At 58.2% G+C, this 15,909-nt stretch carries 13 protein-coding genes and 1 pseudogene; 11 read left to right on the top strand and 3 right to left on the bottom strand.

Going from position 1 to position 15,909, the window contains the following annotated elements:
- On the top strand, nucleotides 1-457 hold a 457-nt coding region (locus tag EOC06_RS41955), incomplete at its 5' end, for a ChuX/HutX family heme-like substrate-binding protein (protein ID WP_281062024.1).
- A 156-nt stretch (nucleotides 458-613) separates the two neighbouring features.
- Here EOC06_RS41955 and EOC06_RS07820 read toward each other — a convergent pair.
- Complete coding sequence (locus EOC06_RS07820; protein ID WP_128307472.1) at nucleotides 614-1,846, bottom strand: MFS transporter; 1,233 nt, start codon at nucleotides 1,844-1,846, stop codon at nucleotides 614-616.
- Between the two features lie 1,487 nt (nucleotides 1,847-3,333).
- On the opposite strand from EOC06_RS07820, the gene EOC06_RS07815 reads away from it, so the two are divergent.
- From EOC06_RS07815 to EOC06_RS07795, 6 genes and pseudogenes are all read left to right on the top strand, one after another.
- Complete coding sequence (locus EOC06_RS07815) at nucleotides 3,334-4,512, top strand: cytochrome P450 (RefSeq protein ID WP_024505246.1); 1,179 nt, start codon at nucleotides 3,334-3,336, stop codon at nucleotides 4,510-4,512.
- A gap of 29 nt (nucleotides 4,513-4,541) precedes the next feature.
- Nucleotides 4,542-4,664, top strand: a pseudogene (locus EOC06_RS41950) (ferredoxin); the annotation flags it as partial.
- A 138-nt stretch (nucleotides 4,665-4,802) separates the two neighbouring features.
- On the top strand, nucleotides 4,803-5,390 hold the full coding sequence (locus EOC06_RS07810) for a nuclear transport factor 2 family protein (protein ID WP_245463580.1): 588 nt from the start codon (nucleotides 4,803-4,805) through the stop codon (nucleotides 5,388-5,390).
- A 148-nt stretch (nucleotides 5,391-5,538) separates the two neighbouring features.
- A complete protein-coding gene (locus EOC06_RS07805; protein WP_063169384.1) occupies nucleotides 5,539-7,140 on the top strand; it encodes an SDR family oxidoreductase in 1,602 nt (533 codons plus the stop codon).
- A 138-nt stretch (nucleotides 7,141-7,278) separates the two neighbouring features.
- On the top strand, nucleotides 7,279-8,331 hold the full coding sequence (locus tag EOC06_RS07800; protein WP_128307471.1) for an LLM class flavin-dependent oxidoreductase: 1,053 nt from the start codon (nucleotides 7,279-7,281) through the stop codon (nucleotides 8,329-8,331).
- Nucleotides 8,318-8,944 carry a nitrogen fixation protein NifQ gene (locus tag EOC06_RS07795; RefSeq protein WP_024505250.1) on the top strand — a complete coding sequence of 209 codons (627 nt, stop codon included), beginning with the start codon at nucleotides 8,318-8,320 and terminating at the stop codon, nucleotides 8,942-8,944. The genes EOC06_RS07800 and EOC06_RS07795 overlap by 14 nt, the downstream gene beginning before the upstream one ends.
- Here EOC06_RS07795 and rpoN read toward each other — a convergent pair.
- Together rpoN and EOC06_RS07785 are read right to left on the bottom strand one after the other, a co-directional pair.
- A complete protein-coding gene (gene rpoN, locus EOC06_RS07790; RefSeq protein ID WP_128307470.1) occupies nucleotides 8,941-10,374 on the bottom strand; it encodes an RNA polymerase factor sigma-54 in 1,434 nt (477 codons plus the stop codon). The genes EOC06_RS07795 and rpoN overlap by 4 nt on opposite strands.
- A gap of 68 nt (nucleotides 10,375-10,442) precedes the next feature.
- A complete protein-coding gene (locus EOC06_RS07785; protein ID WP_024505252.1) occupies nucleotides 10,443-10,976 on the bottom strand; it encodes a peroxiredoxin in 534 nt (177 codons plus the stop codon).
- A gap of 1,115 nt (nucleotides 10,977-12,091) precedes the next feature.
- Here EOC06_RS07785 and EOC06_RS45105 point away from each other — a divergent pair.
- The 4 genes from EOC06_RS45105 to EOC06_RS07765 all read left to right on the top strand — a co-directional run.
- Nucleotides 12,092-12,421, top strand: coding sequence for a hypothetical protein (locus EOC06_RS45105; protein WP_368773584.1), 330 nt, complete (start codon nucleotides 12,092-12,094; stop codon nucleotides 12,419-12,421).
- A gap of 873 nt (nucleotides 12,422-13,294) precedes the next feature.
- A complete protein-coding gene (gene hisC, locus EOC06_RS07775; RefSeq protein WP_127331192.1) occupies nucleotides 13,295-14,449 on the top strand; it encodes a histidinol-phosphate transaminase in 1,155 nt (384 codons plus the stop codon).
- Nucleotides 14,450-14,496: 47 nt separating this feature from the next.
- Complete coding sequence (locus EOC06_RS07770) at nucleotides 14,497-15,531, top strand: LLM class flavin-dependent oxidoreductase (RefSeq protein ID WP_095484287.1); 1,035 nt, start codon at nucleotides 14,497-14,499, stop codon at nucleotides 15,529-15,531.
- 254 nt (nucleotides 15,532-15,785) lie between these two features.
- On the top strand, nucleotides 15,786-15,909 hold a 124-nt coding region (locus EOC06_RS07765; protein WP_164898500.1), incomplete at its 3' end, for a transposase.

Here is a 15,909-nt window from a genome sequence, read left to right as displayed (position 1 = left end):
CAATGCCGCAGTTGGCGCCGTGCTCCAGCGTGCGGCCGAAGACGAATTACCGATCATGTGCTTCGTCGGCAACCGAGGTTCTATCCAGACCCATTCCGGCTTAATCAAGTCGGTCAAGCAGATCGGGCCGTGCATCCATGTGCTGGACGAAACGTTCCGGCTGCATCTCAGGACCCACCAAATCCGTGAGGTTTGGGCCGTGCGCAAGCCGACCAATGACAGTCACGTCACCTCGCTCGAAGCATATGGGTCCGACGGCAAGATCATCATCCAGTTGTTCGGTGCGCGCAAGGAAGGCGAACGCGAGCGCGACGACTGGCGGGTTCTGGCGGAAAACCTGCCTCGTTTCCCCGACAGCTACATGAGAAAAGACCGATCGTCGTCGGTGGGACGCCGGCGCCCATCTGCCTCCGCAGCCAGTAGCCGGGCATTGAAGCCGAGACCGGGGACACGATGACGCAATAAGCGCGCTGTATTATCGCAACGCGATGAGCAGGAAGCAATTTGGCGCTGCCCCATCGACCGCATGGTTACGACGAAGCCGCGGCCTTTGGGCCGAGCTCAGAGGTGACAATAGCGTGAACGCCGCCGACCGTCACTCCCCACCAGGCGGTCAGGTTTTGCGGTTCGGGCCGAGCAAAAATACTGTCAAGACAGCGAGGAACGTGGCAACCGCGCTGTAGACAAAGACACTGGCAATACCCGTGTGATCCACCAATAGGCCACCGCAAGTTGTGCCGGCTGCGATGGCCACTTGGAAGGTTATGACCATCAGTACACCAGCGCTCTCGGCCTGTTTCGGAGCGGCGCGTAGCACCATCCATGTCTGCAATCCGACCGGGACCGCGCCAAAAGCAAAGCCCCATACGGCAACTGCAATTGCCGAGGTCAAGGCCGATGCTCTCATGGTCAGGAGCGAGACAGCGGCTACGGCAATGAGCAGGGGCGGCAGGGCCGCGACCGCCTTGAGACTGTGTTTGGTGAGGAATGCGCCGGCTAAATTGCCGAAGACGCCGGCCGTGCAAAAAGCAAGGAACACGAGCGGGATTGACTTCTTGTCGAGCGCAGGAACGCTCTCGAGAAAGGCGCGGATGTAGGCGAAGCTGGCAAAATGGCCGGAAGCGACCAATAGCACGACTAGCACCGCAACCTTCATCGCCGGATTCTTCGCGACATCCAGCGGACTGCGGAATCTGCGCACTTCGATCGGAGGCAGTGGCGGAATGGTTACGAGTTGCACGAGCAGCGCAACGGCACTCACGATTGCGGCGACCTTGAACGAGGCTCGCCATCCCCAAATGTCACCGACATAAGCGCCGATTGGAGCCGCGCAGACGGAGGCGACAGAAACGCCGGTGAGGATGACCGACATGGCGCGCGGCATGAGGTGACTTGGAACCAGCCGCATCGCCAACGCTGCCGAAATTGACCAAAAACCACCAAGCGATATGCCAAGGACGACGCGTGCCGCCAGCAAAACCGGCAGCGACCCCGCAACCTCCGCCAGAACGTTCGACAGGATCAGCAGGAGCGTCATCGCCCAGATGACGACCCTGCGGTCCAGACGCTTTGTCACGATGGCGATTATCGGTGCCGAGATCGCCGCGACGATTGCGGCCGCTGTTAGCGCCTGTCCAGCCGTGCCCGTGGTGATACGGAGATCATGCGCGAGCGGTGTCAGAACGCTGGCGGGCAGAAACTCTGCCGTCACAAGCCCGAAGGTGCCGAAGGAAAGCGAAATGATGGCACCCCATGCAGGGCCAGAACGTTGATAGGGACTTTCTGGGTCAAGCCGATCTCGGTCGAACAAAGCCGCGTCCACTAAATCTGTCGCCGATTCGGTCATGAATGAGTTCTCCGGCTAGGAGCTGTTGCAGCAGGGGTGGCTACATCGCCGGGGATCAAAGCCGCGAGACCTTCCGGCGGCGGCCAGTCGGCATCAGTCGAGGCCTCGGAGCCCGACGCATCCGAGGCCTCATCGGAGGGCCGACGGACCCAACCGTCGACAATGCGGGAGAGTTCTCGGCGCGGTCGCATCGATCGCATTCGTCGAAGTGCGGTCTGTTCACTGCGAACCAAGCAAGCCGAACGCGGTGTCCTCGATCGAGGCCTTGATGGGGGGATGATCGACGATCTCTATATTGCTTTGAAGCAGGAAGTTCCGTCGCCATATGTGGTTATCCTGGCAGCCAGAATTGAGCGGTTGTCGCAAGCACCAAGGCGGTCGCAATGAGTGCAACGAGGCGGAAGTCTGATCGATGGCTGCGGTTCGATGGCCGCGCGATCGACAAAATTGAGGTGATGAGTTATCCCTTTTGAAGCCGTTGCTCCCAATTCTGGGATAAGGTAATTGCAGGCGGTCCCAGCAACGTCGGGCGGCCTTTTTGGTGATCGAATTCATGGGACGACACTCTCGGTCCGTGACGCATCTGCGAATGACTCCGCAAGTTCCGTGCCATCAACGACAAATCTGGCTCTGCTGAGCGGGTGGTGGAGGCACGAGCGTGGGCTATCCCAAGAGCTTGCCGCAAGGTTGTTCGAAGTTGAGGTGCCGGATAGACCGCAAATATGTCGGGCGGCCTGGGGTTGGCCAACACGAAGATGCGCAAGTTCAAAAGGACGAGCTGAACCCTTGCCGATATCCATCCGAGGCTGATCTGGAGAAGGTCAAGAACTGCGTCTTGAAGGCTTCCGCCGCACCGGCAAATGCTAAGCCAAGGTGCTGGGCAAGATGGACAGGGCCATCCAACCCGTCGACTGGACGCTCATTAATGGCGTCGGTGTGGCTCTGTAGCTGGCGAGAAAAACGCCCTGCTGAAAGACAAAAGCTCGTGTGGCCGGCTCTGAAGGACGGCCAATGAGGCATGCGAGGAGAGGCTATAGTCCATTCGTGTAGACTGATCTTGTCCTACGGAGGCGGCTAACCACCCCGCCAGACATCATCGAGGGGAGCGCCACTAGGCTCACCCCAAGTGTTGGTCGTTTCCACCTGGTGACCTCGGCCAAGTCACCAAGCCGCTTAGCGCAAGCTTTCGAACTGGATGCTCCCCGGGCACATGATCGGCTAGCGATCCCACCAGTTGAGTTGCTCCAAGTCGCTGTCTAGCATTCTACATTCTGTGTCCGACGCTGGACAAGAATGTTGCAATCCCGACCAGCAAGTCAGCGCAGGCGCCACCTGTTGCCCAGCAAACGGCAAGGATTATCGAAAGACGAATTCGGCACGGAGCTTGCACCGACGATTGCATGCAAATGCCGACAGCATCTCATGAACGGTCTCTCGATTCTGGCGCGGTTAAATCGCGGCCGGTTCCAGATCATGTCCCGCCCGAAATGGTGAGGGACTTCAACCTGTTTACGTCGCCCGGCATGTTGCCGACGGCTAACGGGGATCCGCATGCAGCGGTTGCTTGCGTTCATGCCGGGCCTCCGATCTTTTATTCAACCAGCAACACGCGCGACGGTCGGGGTACCTGGGTCATCACTCGCGCGAGCGACCAGCGCCGGGTGCTGCAGGACACCGAAACGTTTTCCAGCCATCGCAGCATCTTCGCCTCTGTGCTCGGCGAGAGCTGGCCGATGATCCCGCTTGAGCTCGATCCGCCATTCCACGGTGTTTTTCGCTCACTGCTCAATCCGCTGCTTTCGCCAAAGCGGGTAATGGCATTGGAGCCGGCTGTCCGGGAACGAGCGATCAAGCTGATCGACAGGATCGCCGCATCAGGCACGAGCTGCGACATCATGAAGGATTTTGCAGTTCCGTTCGCGGTCAATATCTTCCTTCGCTTTATTGGGCTTTCGGACGACGGACTAGAAACATTTGTCGGCTGGGCTAGAGATCTGCTCCACGGCGATAAGGAGCAACGACCACCCGCAGCCCGGGCGATCGTGGCCTTCATCGACGAACTTGCCACCGAGCGCCGCAAGGAGCCGGTCGATGATTTCATGACCTTCATCGTGAAGGCAAAGGTCGAGGGTCGTCTGCTCAGTGACGAAGAAGTCCGTGGCATCGGCGTGCTTGTGTTCGTCGCGGGACTCGACACGGTCTCAGCAGCCATATGCTTCGACTTGGCCCATCTCGCGCGCAACCCCAAAGATCAGGAATTGCTACGAAGCGAACCTGACCGGATTGCCGTCGCTGCGGAAGAATTGCTGCGCGCCTATTCGACCATTCAGATGATCCGAGTGGCAACGAAGGATGTCGACTTCAAAGGCGCGCCGATCCGCAAGGGAGATTATGTTTCCTGTGCCACGATGATTGCCAATCGTGACCCGGCGGAATTCGAATGCCCGAATGAGATCGATCTGGCGCGCGAGGACAACCGGCACGCTGCCTTTGGCTATGGTCCCCATCGTTGTCTTGGCTCACACCTTGCCCGGCGGGAGATTGTCATTGGCCTGGAGGAGTGGCTGGCGCGCATCCCAGCCTTTCGGATCAAGACAGGGACTGAACCTATCACCTTCGGCGGCCATGTGTTCGGGATCGAGAATCTGATCCTGGACTGGTCCTGAAGTTTCAGCCAACGACATTGGAGTTCGCTATGCGTGTCGTCGTACATAAAGCCAGATGCCAGGGTCATGCGCGCTGCTGGGCGCGGGCGCCGAGAGTCTTCAAGCTTGATGACGCCGGCTACATCTTGCCCGGTGATATTGATGTTGCCGATGGGGAGCAACTGCTTGCCTCAAAAGGGGTACGAGCCTGCCCCGAACAAGCTCTGGAAGTTGACGAGCCCCCCGCTAACTCAGTTGTAGAGAGAGACACACGCAAAGTGCAGACTGGCATCGGGAAGGACAAAACAATCATACAATTCGCGACAGACCCTGTCGACCACGCGAAAATTACCGAACTGCGTGACCGAGAGGCGATCCGCAACTGCCTGTATCGGTACTGCCGCGGGATAGACCGCGCCGATGAGGCGGCGCTGCGTAGCGCATACTGGCCCGAAGCGTATGACAGGCACGGTCCCTATTGCGGACCGGCAGAGGACTTCATCCAATTTGCTCTCGGTCTGCCGGGGCACCGTAACATCCATCAAATCACGAACAGCCTGATCGACTTCATCAGTTCAGCAGAGGCCGCGGTCGAGAGCTATTTCACCGCGCTGCAACGCGGACCGGATACAGACCAAGAAATACGTCAGACGCTGCTTTGCGGCCGTTACTGCGATCTGTTTCAGAAGAGGCAGGACGAGTGGCGAATTGCGGAACGGACAGTCGTCTACGATTGGGTTGAGGAGCAAATCCCGCCAGCGATTCTTGAGGCAGATAGGTTCGGCCAGCGACAGCCGATTGGAGCACCACATCCAGACGATCCCATCTACCAGTTGCTCAAGGGTCACATCCCCACCGACCAAGATGGCGTCGAGGGTCCCCAACTGGGAGCTGCATAAGTGGGTAGAAATGGAGGATGAGCGCCCTACGGGAACGACATCTGTGTGGGGCCGCAACTGGCGGTCACTGCAACGATTTGGCTCGGCCCTTCATTCCGCCCAAGGTTGATGGGCTGAGATCACAAGCGGTCATCGTGGAGAAGCTCTCGTGAAACTGGCAGCACGCACCGTAATCATCACAGGCGCTGCGGGCGGGATCGGCCGTGCCCTGGTCGATATCCTTGCCGCGGACGGAGACACTGTAGTTGCGGTGGACCTTCCGGGCAGTGGTGTGGTTGAACTGGCTCGGGATCTCGGGTCGCCGCACGTCGGTCTGGAGTGCGATGTGTCGCGAGAGAAGGACATGCTCTCACTTTTCGGCCAGGTCGAAGCACGCTTCGCGCAAATCGATGTCCTCATCAACAATGCGGCGGTTGGACCCACGATGGATAGGATCATCGACACCGCTGTCGATACCTTCCGACGCGGCGTGACAGTGAACCTTATTGGGCCATTCGTTATGGCCAGGGAAGCGGCGCGGCGCATGAAGCCGGGCGGTGCGATCGTCAATGTGGCTTCGATGGCGGGCGTGGTCGGCAATCCCAGGCGCAACGCCTACGCAGCCTCGAAAGCTGGCGTGATCTCGTTGACAAAGTCCCTTGCATGCGAGTGGGCTATGCGAGGAATCCGCGTCACGGCGGTGGCGCCGGGCTCCGTCCGCACCCCAATGGTCACAGAACTGGCACGCGCTGGCAAAATGGACCTCGCGGCGATACGCCGCCGCGTGCCGATGGGGCGCTTGGCTCGCCCCGACGAGATCGCCAGGGTCGTGCGTTTTCTGAGCAGCACGCAGGCGCGCTACATCACCGGCTCGGTGCTGGCAGTCGACGGAGGCTGGATGTCATTCAACCAGCCGGGGGATGCTCACCCGCCGGTGGATGGTGCGCTCCAAGCCGAGCTCTCCTGTCCGGCCGAATGCACAGATGCGCGAATCGTGCTCGTCACCGGTGGCGCAAAAAGCATTGGCGCGGCCGTCGCTCGCCGCTTTGCCGCGAACGGCGACACCGTCGTGATTGCTGATAAAGATGGCACTGCAGCGGCAGAGCTGGCTACATCGCTCCCCGGCAAGCATCTGGCGAAATCGCTGGACGTGGCCGTCGAGAGCGATGTGGTGTCGATGTTCGAAGAACTGAGGGGACGCTTCGGGTATATCGATGTTCTGGTCAATAGTGCTGATACCGCCGACAGGATTGTGCCTGCGATCGAGCAACTGTCGAAACAGCTCGAACACGTCCTGGATGTCAACCTTACCGGCGCCTTCACCTGCGCGCGCGAAGCGATCAAGGCTATGCGCCCGGGCGGCGTGATCCTCAATCTCGGGTCGATCGACAGCTTTCTGCCGTTCGCGCCGCGCCATGCCTACGGCGCCTCCAAGGCGGGGATGGATATGCTGACCCGTTGCATGGCGGCCGAACTCGGGCCGGTCGGAATTCGGACAGCCACCGTCGCTCCTGGCCACATCCGCACGCCCGCACTTGCTCAGTTGGCCAAAGCCGGCCGCATCGACCTGACAGCAATCGGACGACGCATCCCCATGGGCAGGATGGGACGGCCAGAAGACGTCGCAGATGCATCGTTCTTCCTTGCTTCGTCTGACGCCTCATACATCAACGGCTCGATCCTCTACGTGGACGGCGGCTGGACCTCGTTCGGTGATGCGGGAAACGCCAGCGAGCTCTATGACGAATGTTTTGCGGAGGCGGCAGGTTAATTGCCAGGCCTTCGCAGGGCGACCGGCCGAGCATTATGAAGCCTCGGCTCCACGACGCACCTGAGGTGCTTGAGATCCAAGCATGCGCATGCCGAGCACATTCCCGGTCGGCTGACGTGTCTATAACGAGGAGAAATCATGGAATTTGCCACTTTCATTCTGGCCGCCCAGCGTGGCTATCACCAATCCTCAGAAAGCGTCATCCGCAACTCCATCGAACAGGCCGTCGCTTCGGAGCAGGCTGGGTTCAACACCGCGTGGTTTGCTGAGCACCACTTCAACAATTACAGCCTCATACCATCCCCGCTGATGATGGTGGCGCACTGCGCCGGCTTGACAAGCACGATTCGCCTGGGCACTGCCGTCTGCGTGCTGCCGCTTTACCAACCGCAGCGCCTGCTGTCCGAGATCGGCTTCGCCGACATCGTTGCGAACGGCCGTCTCGAGCTCGGCGTAGGCTTGGGATACCAGCAGTTCGAGTTCGAACGGTTCGGCGTGGACATCGATGAGGCGCCGGCCGTCTTTTCGGAATACCTGGACATCATTCTCAAGGGCCTCGACCAAAACGTCTTCGAACACGACGGCCAATATGAGAAGATCCCCCCAACAGCGATTTCGGTCCGCACAGTCCAGCAGCCGACGCCGCCTATCTGGATCGCTGGCGGAGCCGCACGGATGGCTCGGGCCTACCGCGAGGGGCACAATTTTTTTGTCACAGCCTTCCACGACGGCTTAGAGACTTTGACCACACTGCGTGAATCAGTCGAGAGGGCGGCGGCATCCGAGGAAAAGAACGTCACCGACGTCAAGATATCGCTGCTGCGCTGCTGCTATGCCAGCCACGACGAGTTGGAGATCAACAGCTATCTCGACAATGCCCGCTTCCAGCGCCGGCTTTCTGAAGCCCTGCATCAGCGCCGCCAACAGAGCCACGATGGCTACCTGCTGCAGGAGACACCGACCCAGCAGGATCTGTCCTTCGAGACCATGCGCAAAAATTTGCCGATTGGCAGCGTAAATCGCGTGATTGATCGCCTGCTGGAAGAGATCGATATCTTGAAACCGGACCAGATCGCAGTTCAGACTCAATTGGGCGACTTCGACCAAAAGACGATGCTGCGCCAGATCGAGCTCTGGGGCGACAAGATCATCCCTGCGGTCAACAAGGCGCTTTGTCATGCCGGAAGCTGAAGCCGGCCGTTACGATGATGGCTGCCTATCCAGCGCGCAATGGCGTGGGTCCGAGCTAGGGAGGAGCTTCGATCAGCATGTGCTGCCCTGCGTACATTCACGTTCGCTTGAGGAGGTCCAGGCGGGCGAGGTGTTGGCGACGGAGGGGACAGGCCTTTCGTCTGTCGAATTGCGTGATGTCTTGGCCGCAACTTTCCCGTCTACCTCCAGCAGCGTATTCGCTTTGGAGGAGTTGAGCGAGCCCGAGCCGGAACTGGAAGAGGAACTGCTACGCCGGCTGCTGCTAGCGCATGCTGCGCCGGCCGACCCGGCGAGCGCCCGCTTGGCCAAGATCATCGCCCGGCGTGCGATGCGCATGGACCATCTTTGGCGGGATCTTGGCCTCTCAAATCGCGCTGAGCTCAGCCGCCTGCTTGCCAGACATTTTCCCGCGCTGGCGGCAGGCAACACAGAAAACATGAAATGGAAAAAGTACTTTTACCGCAAGCTGTGTGAGGCCGAAGGCTTTTCGTCATGCACAGCACCCAGTTGCGGGGAATGCCATGACTTCGAAAGCTGCTTCGGCCCGGAGGAAGTTGAGAGTTGCCTCTCGCCGACCACGAATGTCGGTTAGTCACTTCGCTTGATCGCAGCTGCGGACAAACGCTTATCGCGGCGCCGTCGTATGGAGGAAGGGATGTTCATCGCCTCGCGATATTTGGTGACGGTACGGCGAGCGACATCGATGCCGGTCTCCTTGAGTTGAGCAACGATGTCTTCGTCGGAATGTACCTTGTCGAGCGATTCTTCGGCTATGATTGCCTTGATCCGATGGCGGACAGCTTTGGCGGAGTGCGCATCGCCGCCCTCGCAGGATGCGATTGGCGCAGCGAAAAAATACTTCAGCTCGAACACCCCGCGCGGAGTTAACATGTACCTGTTCGAAGCCACCCGGCTTACCGTCGACTGGTGCATGCCGATCTCGTCAGCGACATTTTTGAGACAGAGAGGCCGCAGATGGGCGGCGCCGTGTGTAAAAAAGGCATCCTGCTGGCGCACGATTTCGGTCGCAACCTTAAGGATCGTCTTAGCGCGCTGCTTGAGACTGCTGATCAGCCAGTTCCCTTTTTCCTGGCAATGGTCGAGAAACGCTTTGCCTTCCGGATTTTGCTTGGTCAGCTGCGAGATTTCGGCGACATAGGTTTGGTTAATCAACACTTTGGGCAGCGTGGCCGGATCAAGCTCCACCCGCCATCCACCTTCGGACGAGGGCATTACCCAGACGTCCGGTACGATGGTTTCCGGCGTCCCGGACTGGAACCGGTCTCCAGGCTTGGGATCGAGCGCGCGGATTTCGTTCCTCATGTCGAGGAGATCCTCCTCGTCGACTCCGCAACGCTGCTTCAATCCCTGAAAATCCCCCCGTGCAAGCATCTCGAGATTGGCGACCAAAGCTGCCATAGCCGGGTCGAACCGGTCTTGCTGGCGCAGCTGAATCTCCAGGCATTCGCTGAGAGTTCGCGCAAAAATGCCCGGCGGATCAAATTGCTGCAAGATTCCGATGACCCGTTCCACATCAGCTTGCCGAACGTTTAACCTCCTGGCCAGATCGAAAAGGTTTACCTGAAGATAGCCAGTGTCCTCCAGATGAGCGGCGAGCTGTCCGGCAATCAGCCGCTCCTGGGGGGTGAACGGGGTGAGGGCGACCTGGCGGGCGACATGGTCGTGCAATGTTTCGGTGTGGGCGGTAAACTCCTGGACGGCAGGTCGATCGTTGCCGCTACTGCGTTGCGACTTCCATTGCCCGCGCCCGCCAGACGGCCCGCCAATGGGCGATTCGCCGATTTCGCTTCTGCTTTGACTGCTCCGCTGATCCACCCCTGGCAGCGGCGAATCGTCGTCAAACGGGTCAGGCTTCAAAACGGGGTTCTTCTCGAGTGCCTGCTGCACGAGCTGATGGAGTTCAGTATGCGTCAATCGCAGCAAGCGAATAGCTTCAACGGCTTGAGGCGATAAGACCATACGTTGCTTCTGGCGTTGAAGCAGGCTTGCTGAGAGATGCATGTTGAACCGTGATCTGCCGAGGAGGCTCTAGTGTGTGCTTGGGTTGTGTGAGACTTTCCACTTCTGGGTCATGCCGCCGCCTTCAATTTGTCGAGAACGTTTTGCGGGGATGAAACGCCATAGGGGTCCGTCTCGCAGTTGTCACAGAAGCCTTCCTCCTCGAACCACTGCTCCACCACGCCATCGTCGATCAGAGCGGCGTATCGCCAGGAGCGCATGCCAAAGCCCAGATTGTCCTTCGCGACCAGCATGCCCATTTTGCGCGTGAACTCGCCCGACCCGTCTGGGATCAGCTCGATCTTCTGCAGCCCCAAGGACTTTCCCCACGCATTCATGACGAAAGCATCGTTGACCGAGACGCAGTAGATCGCGTCAATTCGCAGTTCCAGAAATTGATCATAGAGTTTTTCGAAATCGGGCAGTTGGAAGGTCGAGCAGGTCGGGGTGAAGGCGCCAGGCAGCGAGAACAGGATGATGCGCTTGCCCCCGAAATAATCGTCGGAGGTCTTGTTCTCCCACCGATAAGGATTTGGCCCCCCGATCGACTCATCGCGAACACGCGTGCGAAAGGTCACGAGAGGAACGTTCTTTCTATAGGTCATTGATTTGCTTCCAGGCCAAAGTGGTACGGTGCATTTTTCGGTTAAACTGAAGCGGCATCGACTTCGGTCGACAGTTCCGGCAGCCTCGCGCCTTGGCGTGGTTGCCTCGGACCGGTCTTGTGCAAGACCGCCCCCGAGCAGGCACGTTTAACGGCGACGAGCTTCCGCGGAGACGGGGAATTTTGCTCGCGTGCTTTATCGAGCTTTGAGAGGTAGGCATGGTCTGCAACCGTGATTTTGACTGCGTTCTATCGACCGAGTCGCAAGCGCCATGCCAATTGACCCGATGCCTTGGGTTCACTTCGGTTTTTGCAGCAACTTTCGTGTTGTCCAGTAATGCCGGTCGATATTATTGCTCAAGCAGCACTGGAAATTGGGTGCGACTCCGTTCGGCAAACCCGGCCTTTGTCCGAAGCCGGACACGAATGTCGGAAATAGCCAAACGCCAGGATCTGGGGCGGGTTAAGAAACGTTGCCGTGGGCACCGGCTTCAGCACAATTGCGCCACGCGAGCATGGCTCCCAGCGTCAATGCCGTGCAGCAGCGAGACGAAGTCACTGCAGAATATCAACCTCTGCGAAGTCGTTGAAACCCAGCATGTGCGAGCCGTTCGAGGCGCAGATCAAGGCATGCTCGAGGAAGAGCTCGTGCTCTCGGCAGCAAGTGTTGCGACGTCTGACAAGGATCGTCGCGCTTCAAGGAAAAGAACCTGAATGGTGCACGGCTTGTGAAGGCCGGCGCATGGAAATGGCTGGGCTGATCATCCTCCATGAGGGTTGAATGAAGAGCTGGCCCCTATCTCCCTCAGCTGCAACGGGGGGAGATAGGGCATGTCCGTCTATCGCGCTGGGTAACATTCCTCGGTGATGCAATAAGGGGGAGCAATTTCTCATTTCGGCAGACACGACCCAGCTCTCCTTTCATGCGCTGATTCCCCCAGGGGAAATCGCGACTCCAGGCTTCCTATGCAGCGAATCGCGGTGCTGTCCGATGTCCGACAATGTCGGATGCGGATCGTAGCTGGGCTAGATCCGTCACTTTGCCTCGATGGTTTCCCACTGGCCTTATATCTGCTTCGCCCAAATGCGGCGACATAACCTGTGCGGCATCTGTGAATGGATCGACTTCAATCCAGACCTCGGAGGTCCCGATGCGCGAAGGGAGCTTGCCGATATGACGGCCACCATAGCGAACCACGGTCCGGACGACGAGGGGACTTGGATCGGCGGGCCTGCGGCGCTGGGACACCACCGCCTGGCAATCATCGATATCAGGGCGGCCGCCAGCCGAGGATGCTCCAGGAGGATGGCCGACCTGACTTGGTGCTCGTCTACTCGGGTGAGACTTACAACTACCGCGAGCTGCGTCAACAGCTGGCCGGCCTAATCCATCGCATGAACACGAGCAGTGACACCGAGGTGGTGCTGCACCGCCCCCGCGAGTAGGGCTCTTCGGCGGGTACACTTTTTTCACGAAATCCGTGAATGTTTCTCGCGACATCATCCCGCAATCGGTGGTGCAGCGGGTGAAGAGCCCGTATCCGGCTATCCAGAATGCCGCCTACGACAAAATACTACGTACGCGGTTCACTGTGATGCTGGACGACCTAGTGCCGGCAGTGGCACCGCTGTTGTCCGTCGACAGGTCCCGCGCTTGCTCGGTGCGACCAACAACCTTAAGCGCTAGGGCGTAACCTGACCCTGCAAGATCTCCTCACCGACTATAAGGTGCGCCTCACGATCTGAGACGATGGGACAGGATGGCTAAGGAGGTGCGCCGTCTTGCATGCCCCGCCAGCGAGGCGAACCCTCTTGGCTACGCGCGCCACCAGCGACGCTCCATATCGTCAGGCCTGCGTCTCATGCTCAGATGAGCCGGTATTTGGCTCTCTCATCAGCAAACCGAGAGAGCCCATGCCAAGACGGAAGCAAGCAAGACGAACGAGCGTCAGAGATATCCTGCGCCTGACCCATAAACAGGGCAGTCCGGTGGGCCAAGGTGGCAGAGCAACTGAGGTTCGGCAAGACTTCGGCTTCCACCTATCTGCGGGCGCTGGAGACGGGCTGTCGTGCAGGCCCTGCATGCGGCTTTGAGGACGATGCGATGTTGAAACACCGTCTGTTGCGCCGAATCGGCCGTCGGCCAAACGTTGGGTCGTCATCAGGTTCTCGACAGCTTCCCGGTGTCAAATCCAAACCGTGGTCGGCGATCCCCACCAGGGTGGGAAGGCAGCGCTGATATAGCCGAACGTCGATCAAGTCACGATCAACGATTGCCTCATGTCACATGCCCTGCGGGACTGAAAAACGGAGAAGAACATGTGCGATGCAAAACTGAAGACCGTGCTTTCGCTTTTTTCGCCGGTGGCCAGCAAATTAGATGCTCTCTCGTCCAACGGACCAGCGACGGATGCAAACTGCGTTAAGCTAAATACGAACGAGAACCCGTTTCCGTTGCCGAAGAGCGTAATGCAAAGTGCAATTGCTGCGATCGAACACCAGTATCTTTATCCGGAAGACGACAATCTCAGCTTAAGGGCAGCTGCCTCCGATGCTTACGGATTTTCCAAAGATCAGGTGATTGCCGGCAACGGTTCGTCGGAGCTGCTCGGACTCATCTACAGAGCTTTCCTCGCCCCAGGAGATAGAGTGGCAATGCTGTCGCCCGGATTTTCGTTCAACCGTAAACTTGCCATGTTGCAGGGTGCCGAGTTTCTCGAAATCGCATCGAGCGAAGCTCATCCCCTGCCGATAGAAAAACTGCTGTCCGGCCCCGCAAAAGACGCGAAGTTCATTCTGTTGGCTAATCCGAACAATCCGACCGGAACATTCGTGCCGGTGGCCGAAATCGAACGCCTTGTGGAGCAAGCAGATCGCTTGGTCGTCTTGGATGAGGCCTACGTTGACTTCGCACCCGACAATGCCCTGCGCCTCGTCAATAGACATCCGAATCTTTTGATCTTGAGGACTTTTTCAAAGAGCTATGCTGCCGCTGGCGTGCGAGTCGGCTTCGGTTTCGGTCACCCAGAAATCATTGGCAGGCTGCGCAACATCCAGAATGTCTTCAACATGAACGTGATCGGGCAGGCGGTCGGGAAAAGCATTCTTGCGCATCGCCACGCCTACGAAGAGAACCACAGGCACATCAAGCATGAACGACAGCGAGTGACCCTGGCGCTGTTGCAACTTGGCTTTTCCGTAACACCCTCCCACGCAAACTTTTTGCTGGCCCGTGTGCCGGCGGGACAGGAGGGCTCATGCTGGCAAGCCGCGTTGAAAGAGCAGGCGATCCTCATCGCCAGCTTTCCTGACGTAGATTTGAAGAACTGTATTCGCGTCAGCATTGGCACCACAGAGCAGATGGACAAATTCCTTGCTGCCGCCGAACGCGTCTGTATGAACTTTAAGAAGAATCGCGGTGCTCACAAGCATGAAGTCGATTCACATCAAGCACCAAGTAATGATATGTCGTGAGCTATGATGATTAGCGAATAAATATAGGTAATTTGGAGAACAATTAATTGAAGAAAATTTCCGCTTCGGGCCTGACCTTCGGCATCTTCGATCATCTGGACGAAAACGGCGATGACATCGCACAACAATATGCAGATCGGCTGAGCCTAGCAGAAGCGTGCGATGGCTATGGCTTTTATGCGTATCATCTCGCCGAGCACCACTGTACGCCGCATGGCAGAGGTCCATCACCGAATTTGTTCTTAGCGAGCGTCGCCCAGCGAACCCGCAGTCTTCGTGTTGGTCCCATGGTAATGCTACTTGCGCTCTATCATCCGCTGCGTGCCTTCGAGGAGATCTGCATGCTTGATCAGTTGAGCGGCGGCAGGCTTGAACTCGGCATAGGGCGCGGCTCTGCTCCCACTGAATTGGGATACTTCGGGGTTGCTGTAGAAGCAGCACCAGAACAGTATGCGGAGGCCAGTGAGATTCTCATCAATGCGATGAAAGGCGGGACGCTTTCTTATCAGGGCCGCCACTTTGAGTTGAAAGATGTTCCGCTGACGTTGAGACCTCACCAATATCCCCATCCCCCGACATGGATCGCCACCAATCGACCCGAGCCGGCTAGCTGGGCCGCTGCGAATGGGGCAAACATCGCCTGCGTCGGACCTTCCACTTCTGTTCGCAGCGTTACCGACGCGTTCCGCGCCGCCCGAATTCACGATGCTGACATTGGCCAGCAAGCGCCATTTCTTGGATTGCTCCGAATGGTGGTGATAGGGCGTTCTGAAACAGATGCGTATTTGCTCGCAGCACCTGCCTATGAACGATGGCTCAATAGCTTCAAATTTCTATACGAACTAAATGCCATTTCCACTCCACCAAACTTGCCTTTGAACTTCGATGCAGCAATTGAAAGTGAATTGTGCGTCGTGGGAACGGCAGATTCTGTCCGAAAAGCTCTCCTTGATCAGCTGGAAGAGGCAGGTGCTAATTATCTTCTGTGTCAACTGGCATTTGGGGATTTGCCGCTGGATGCCTCACTATACACCGCATCGGCCATTCGATCCGAAATCATGGCTCGAGTTGCCGCATCGTGAATCCGTCGTGTGATTGGAGGAGCAGCGGCAGCGCTGCTCCTCATTGCGAAACGGTTGTGGGGGCCGGACTCCTGTGTCAGGTGTAAACCATTGGAGCACGTCCTATCTGATCCAGGTCATATCCTGCGGCTTTGAAGTAGTTGGCACATTCGGCTGGGGTGAAGAGGTCGACGACCGCGCCGAGGCGTCCTGACCTTGCCCCTCTGATCTAATCCGGTTTGAAGTTCGTTCTGGCCCATCCAGAGGACCAGGACATGAAACGCAGCCGCTTCTCTGAAGAGCAGATCATCGGAATTTTGAAGAAACACGAGGCTGGGGTATCGGTTGGCGATCTGTGCCGCAAGCACGGGGTCAGCGACGCCTCGATCTACAATTGGA

Source organism: Mesorhizobium sp. M7A.F.Ca.MR.362.00.0.0, assembly GCF_004023175.1.
Taxonomy (GTDB): Bacteria; Pseudomonadota; Alphaproteobacteria; order Rhizobiales; family Rhizobiaceae; genus Mesorhizobium.
The sequence above is the reverse complement of the archived record's forward strand: the minus strand, read 5'-3'. Positions and strand labels throughout refer to the sequence as shown.

Coding starts and splice junctions, on each gene's coding strand:
- EOC06_RS07820 (WP_128307472.1), bottom strand. CDS start 1,846: ATGACCGAATCGGCGACAGATTTAGTGGACGCGGCTTTGTTCGACCGA.
- EOC06_RS07815 (WP_024505246.1), top strand. CDS start 3,334: ATGGTGAGGGACTTCAACCTGTTTACGTCGCCCGGCATGTTGCCGACG.
- EOC06_RS07800 (WP_128307471.1), top strand. CDS start 7,279: ATGGAATTTGCCACTTTCATTCTGGCCGCCCAGCGTGGCTATCACCAA.
- EOC06_RS07795 (WP_024505250.1), top strand. CDS start 8,318: ATGCCGGAAGCTGAAGCCGGCCGTTACGATGATGGCTGCCTATCCAGC.
- rpoN (WP_128307470.1), bottom strand. CDS start 10,374: ATGCATCTCTCAGCAAGCCTGCTTCAACGCCAGAAGCAACGTATGGTC.
- EOC06_RS07785 (WP_024505252.1), bottom strand. CDS start 10,976: ATGACCTATAGAAAGAACGTTCCTCTCGTGACCTTTCGCACGCGTGTT.
- EOC06_RS45105 (WP_368773584.1), top strand. CDS start 12,092: ATGGATCGACTTCAATCCAGACCTCGGAGGTCCCGATGCGCGAAGGGA.
- hisC (WP_127331192.1), top strand. CDS start 13,295: ATGTGCGATGCAAAACTGAAGACCGTGCTTTCGCTTTTTTCGCCGGTG.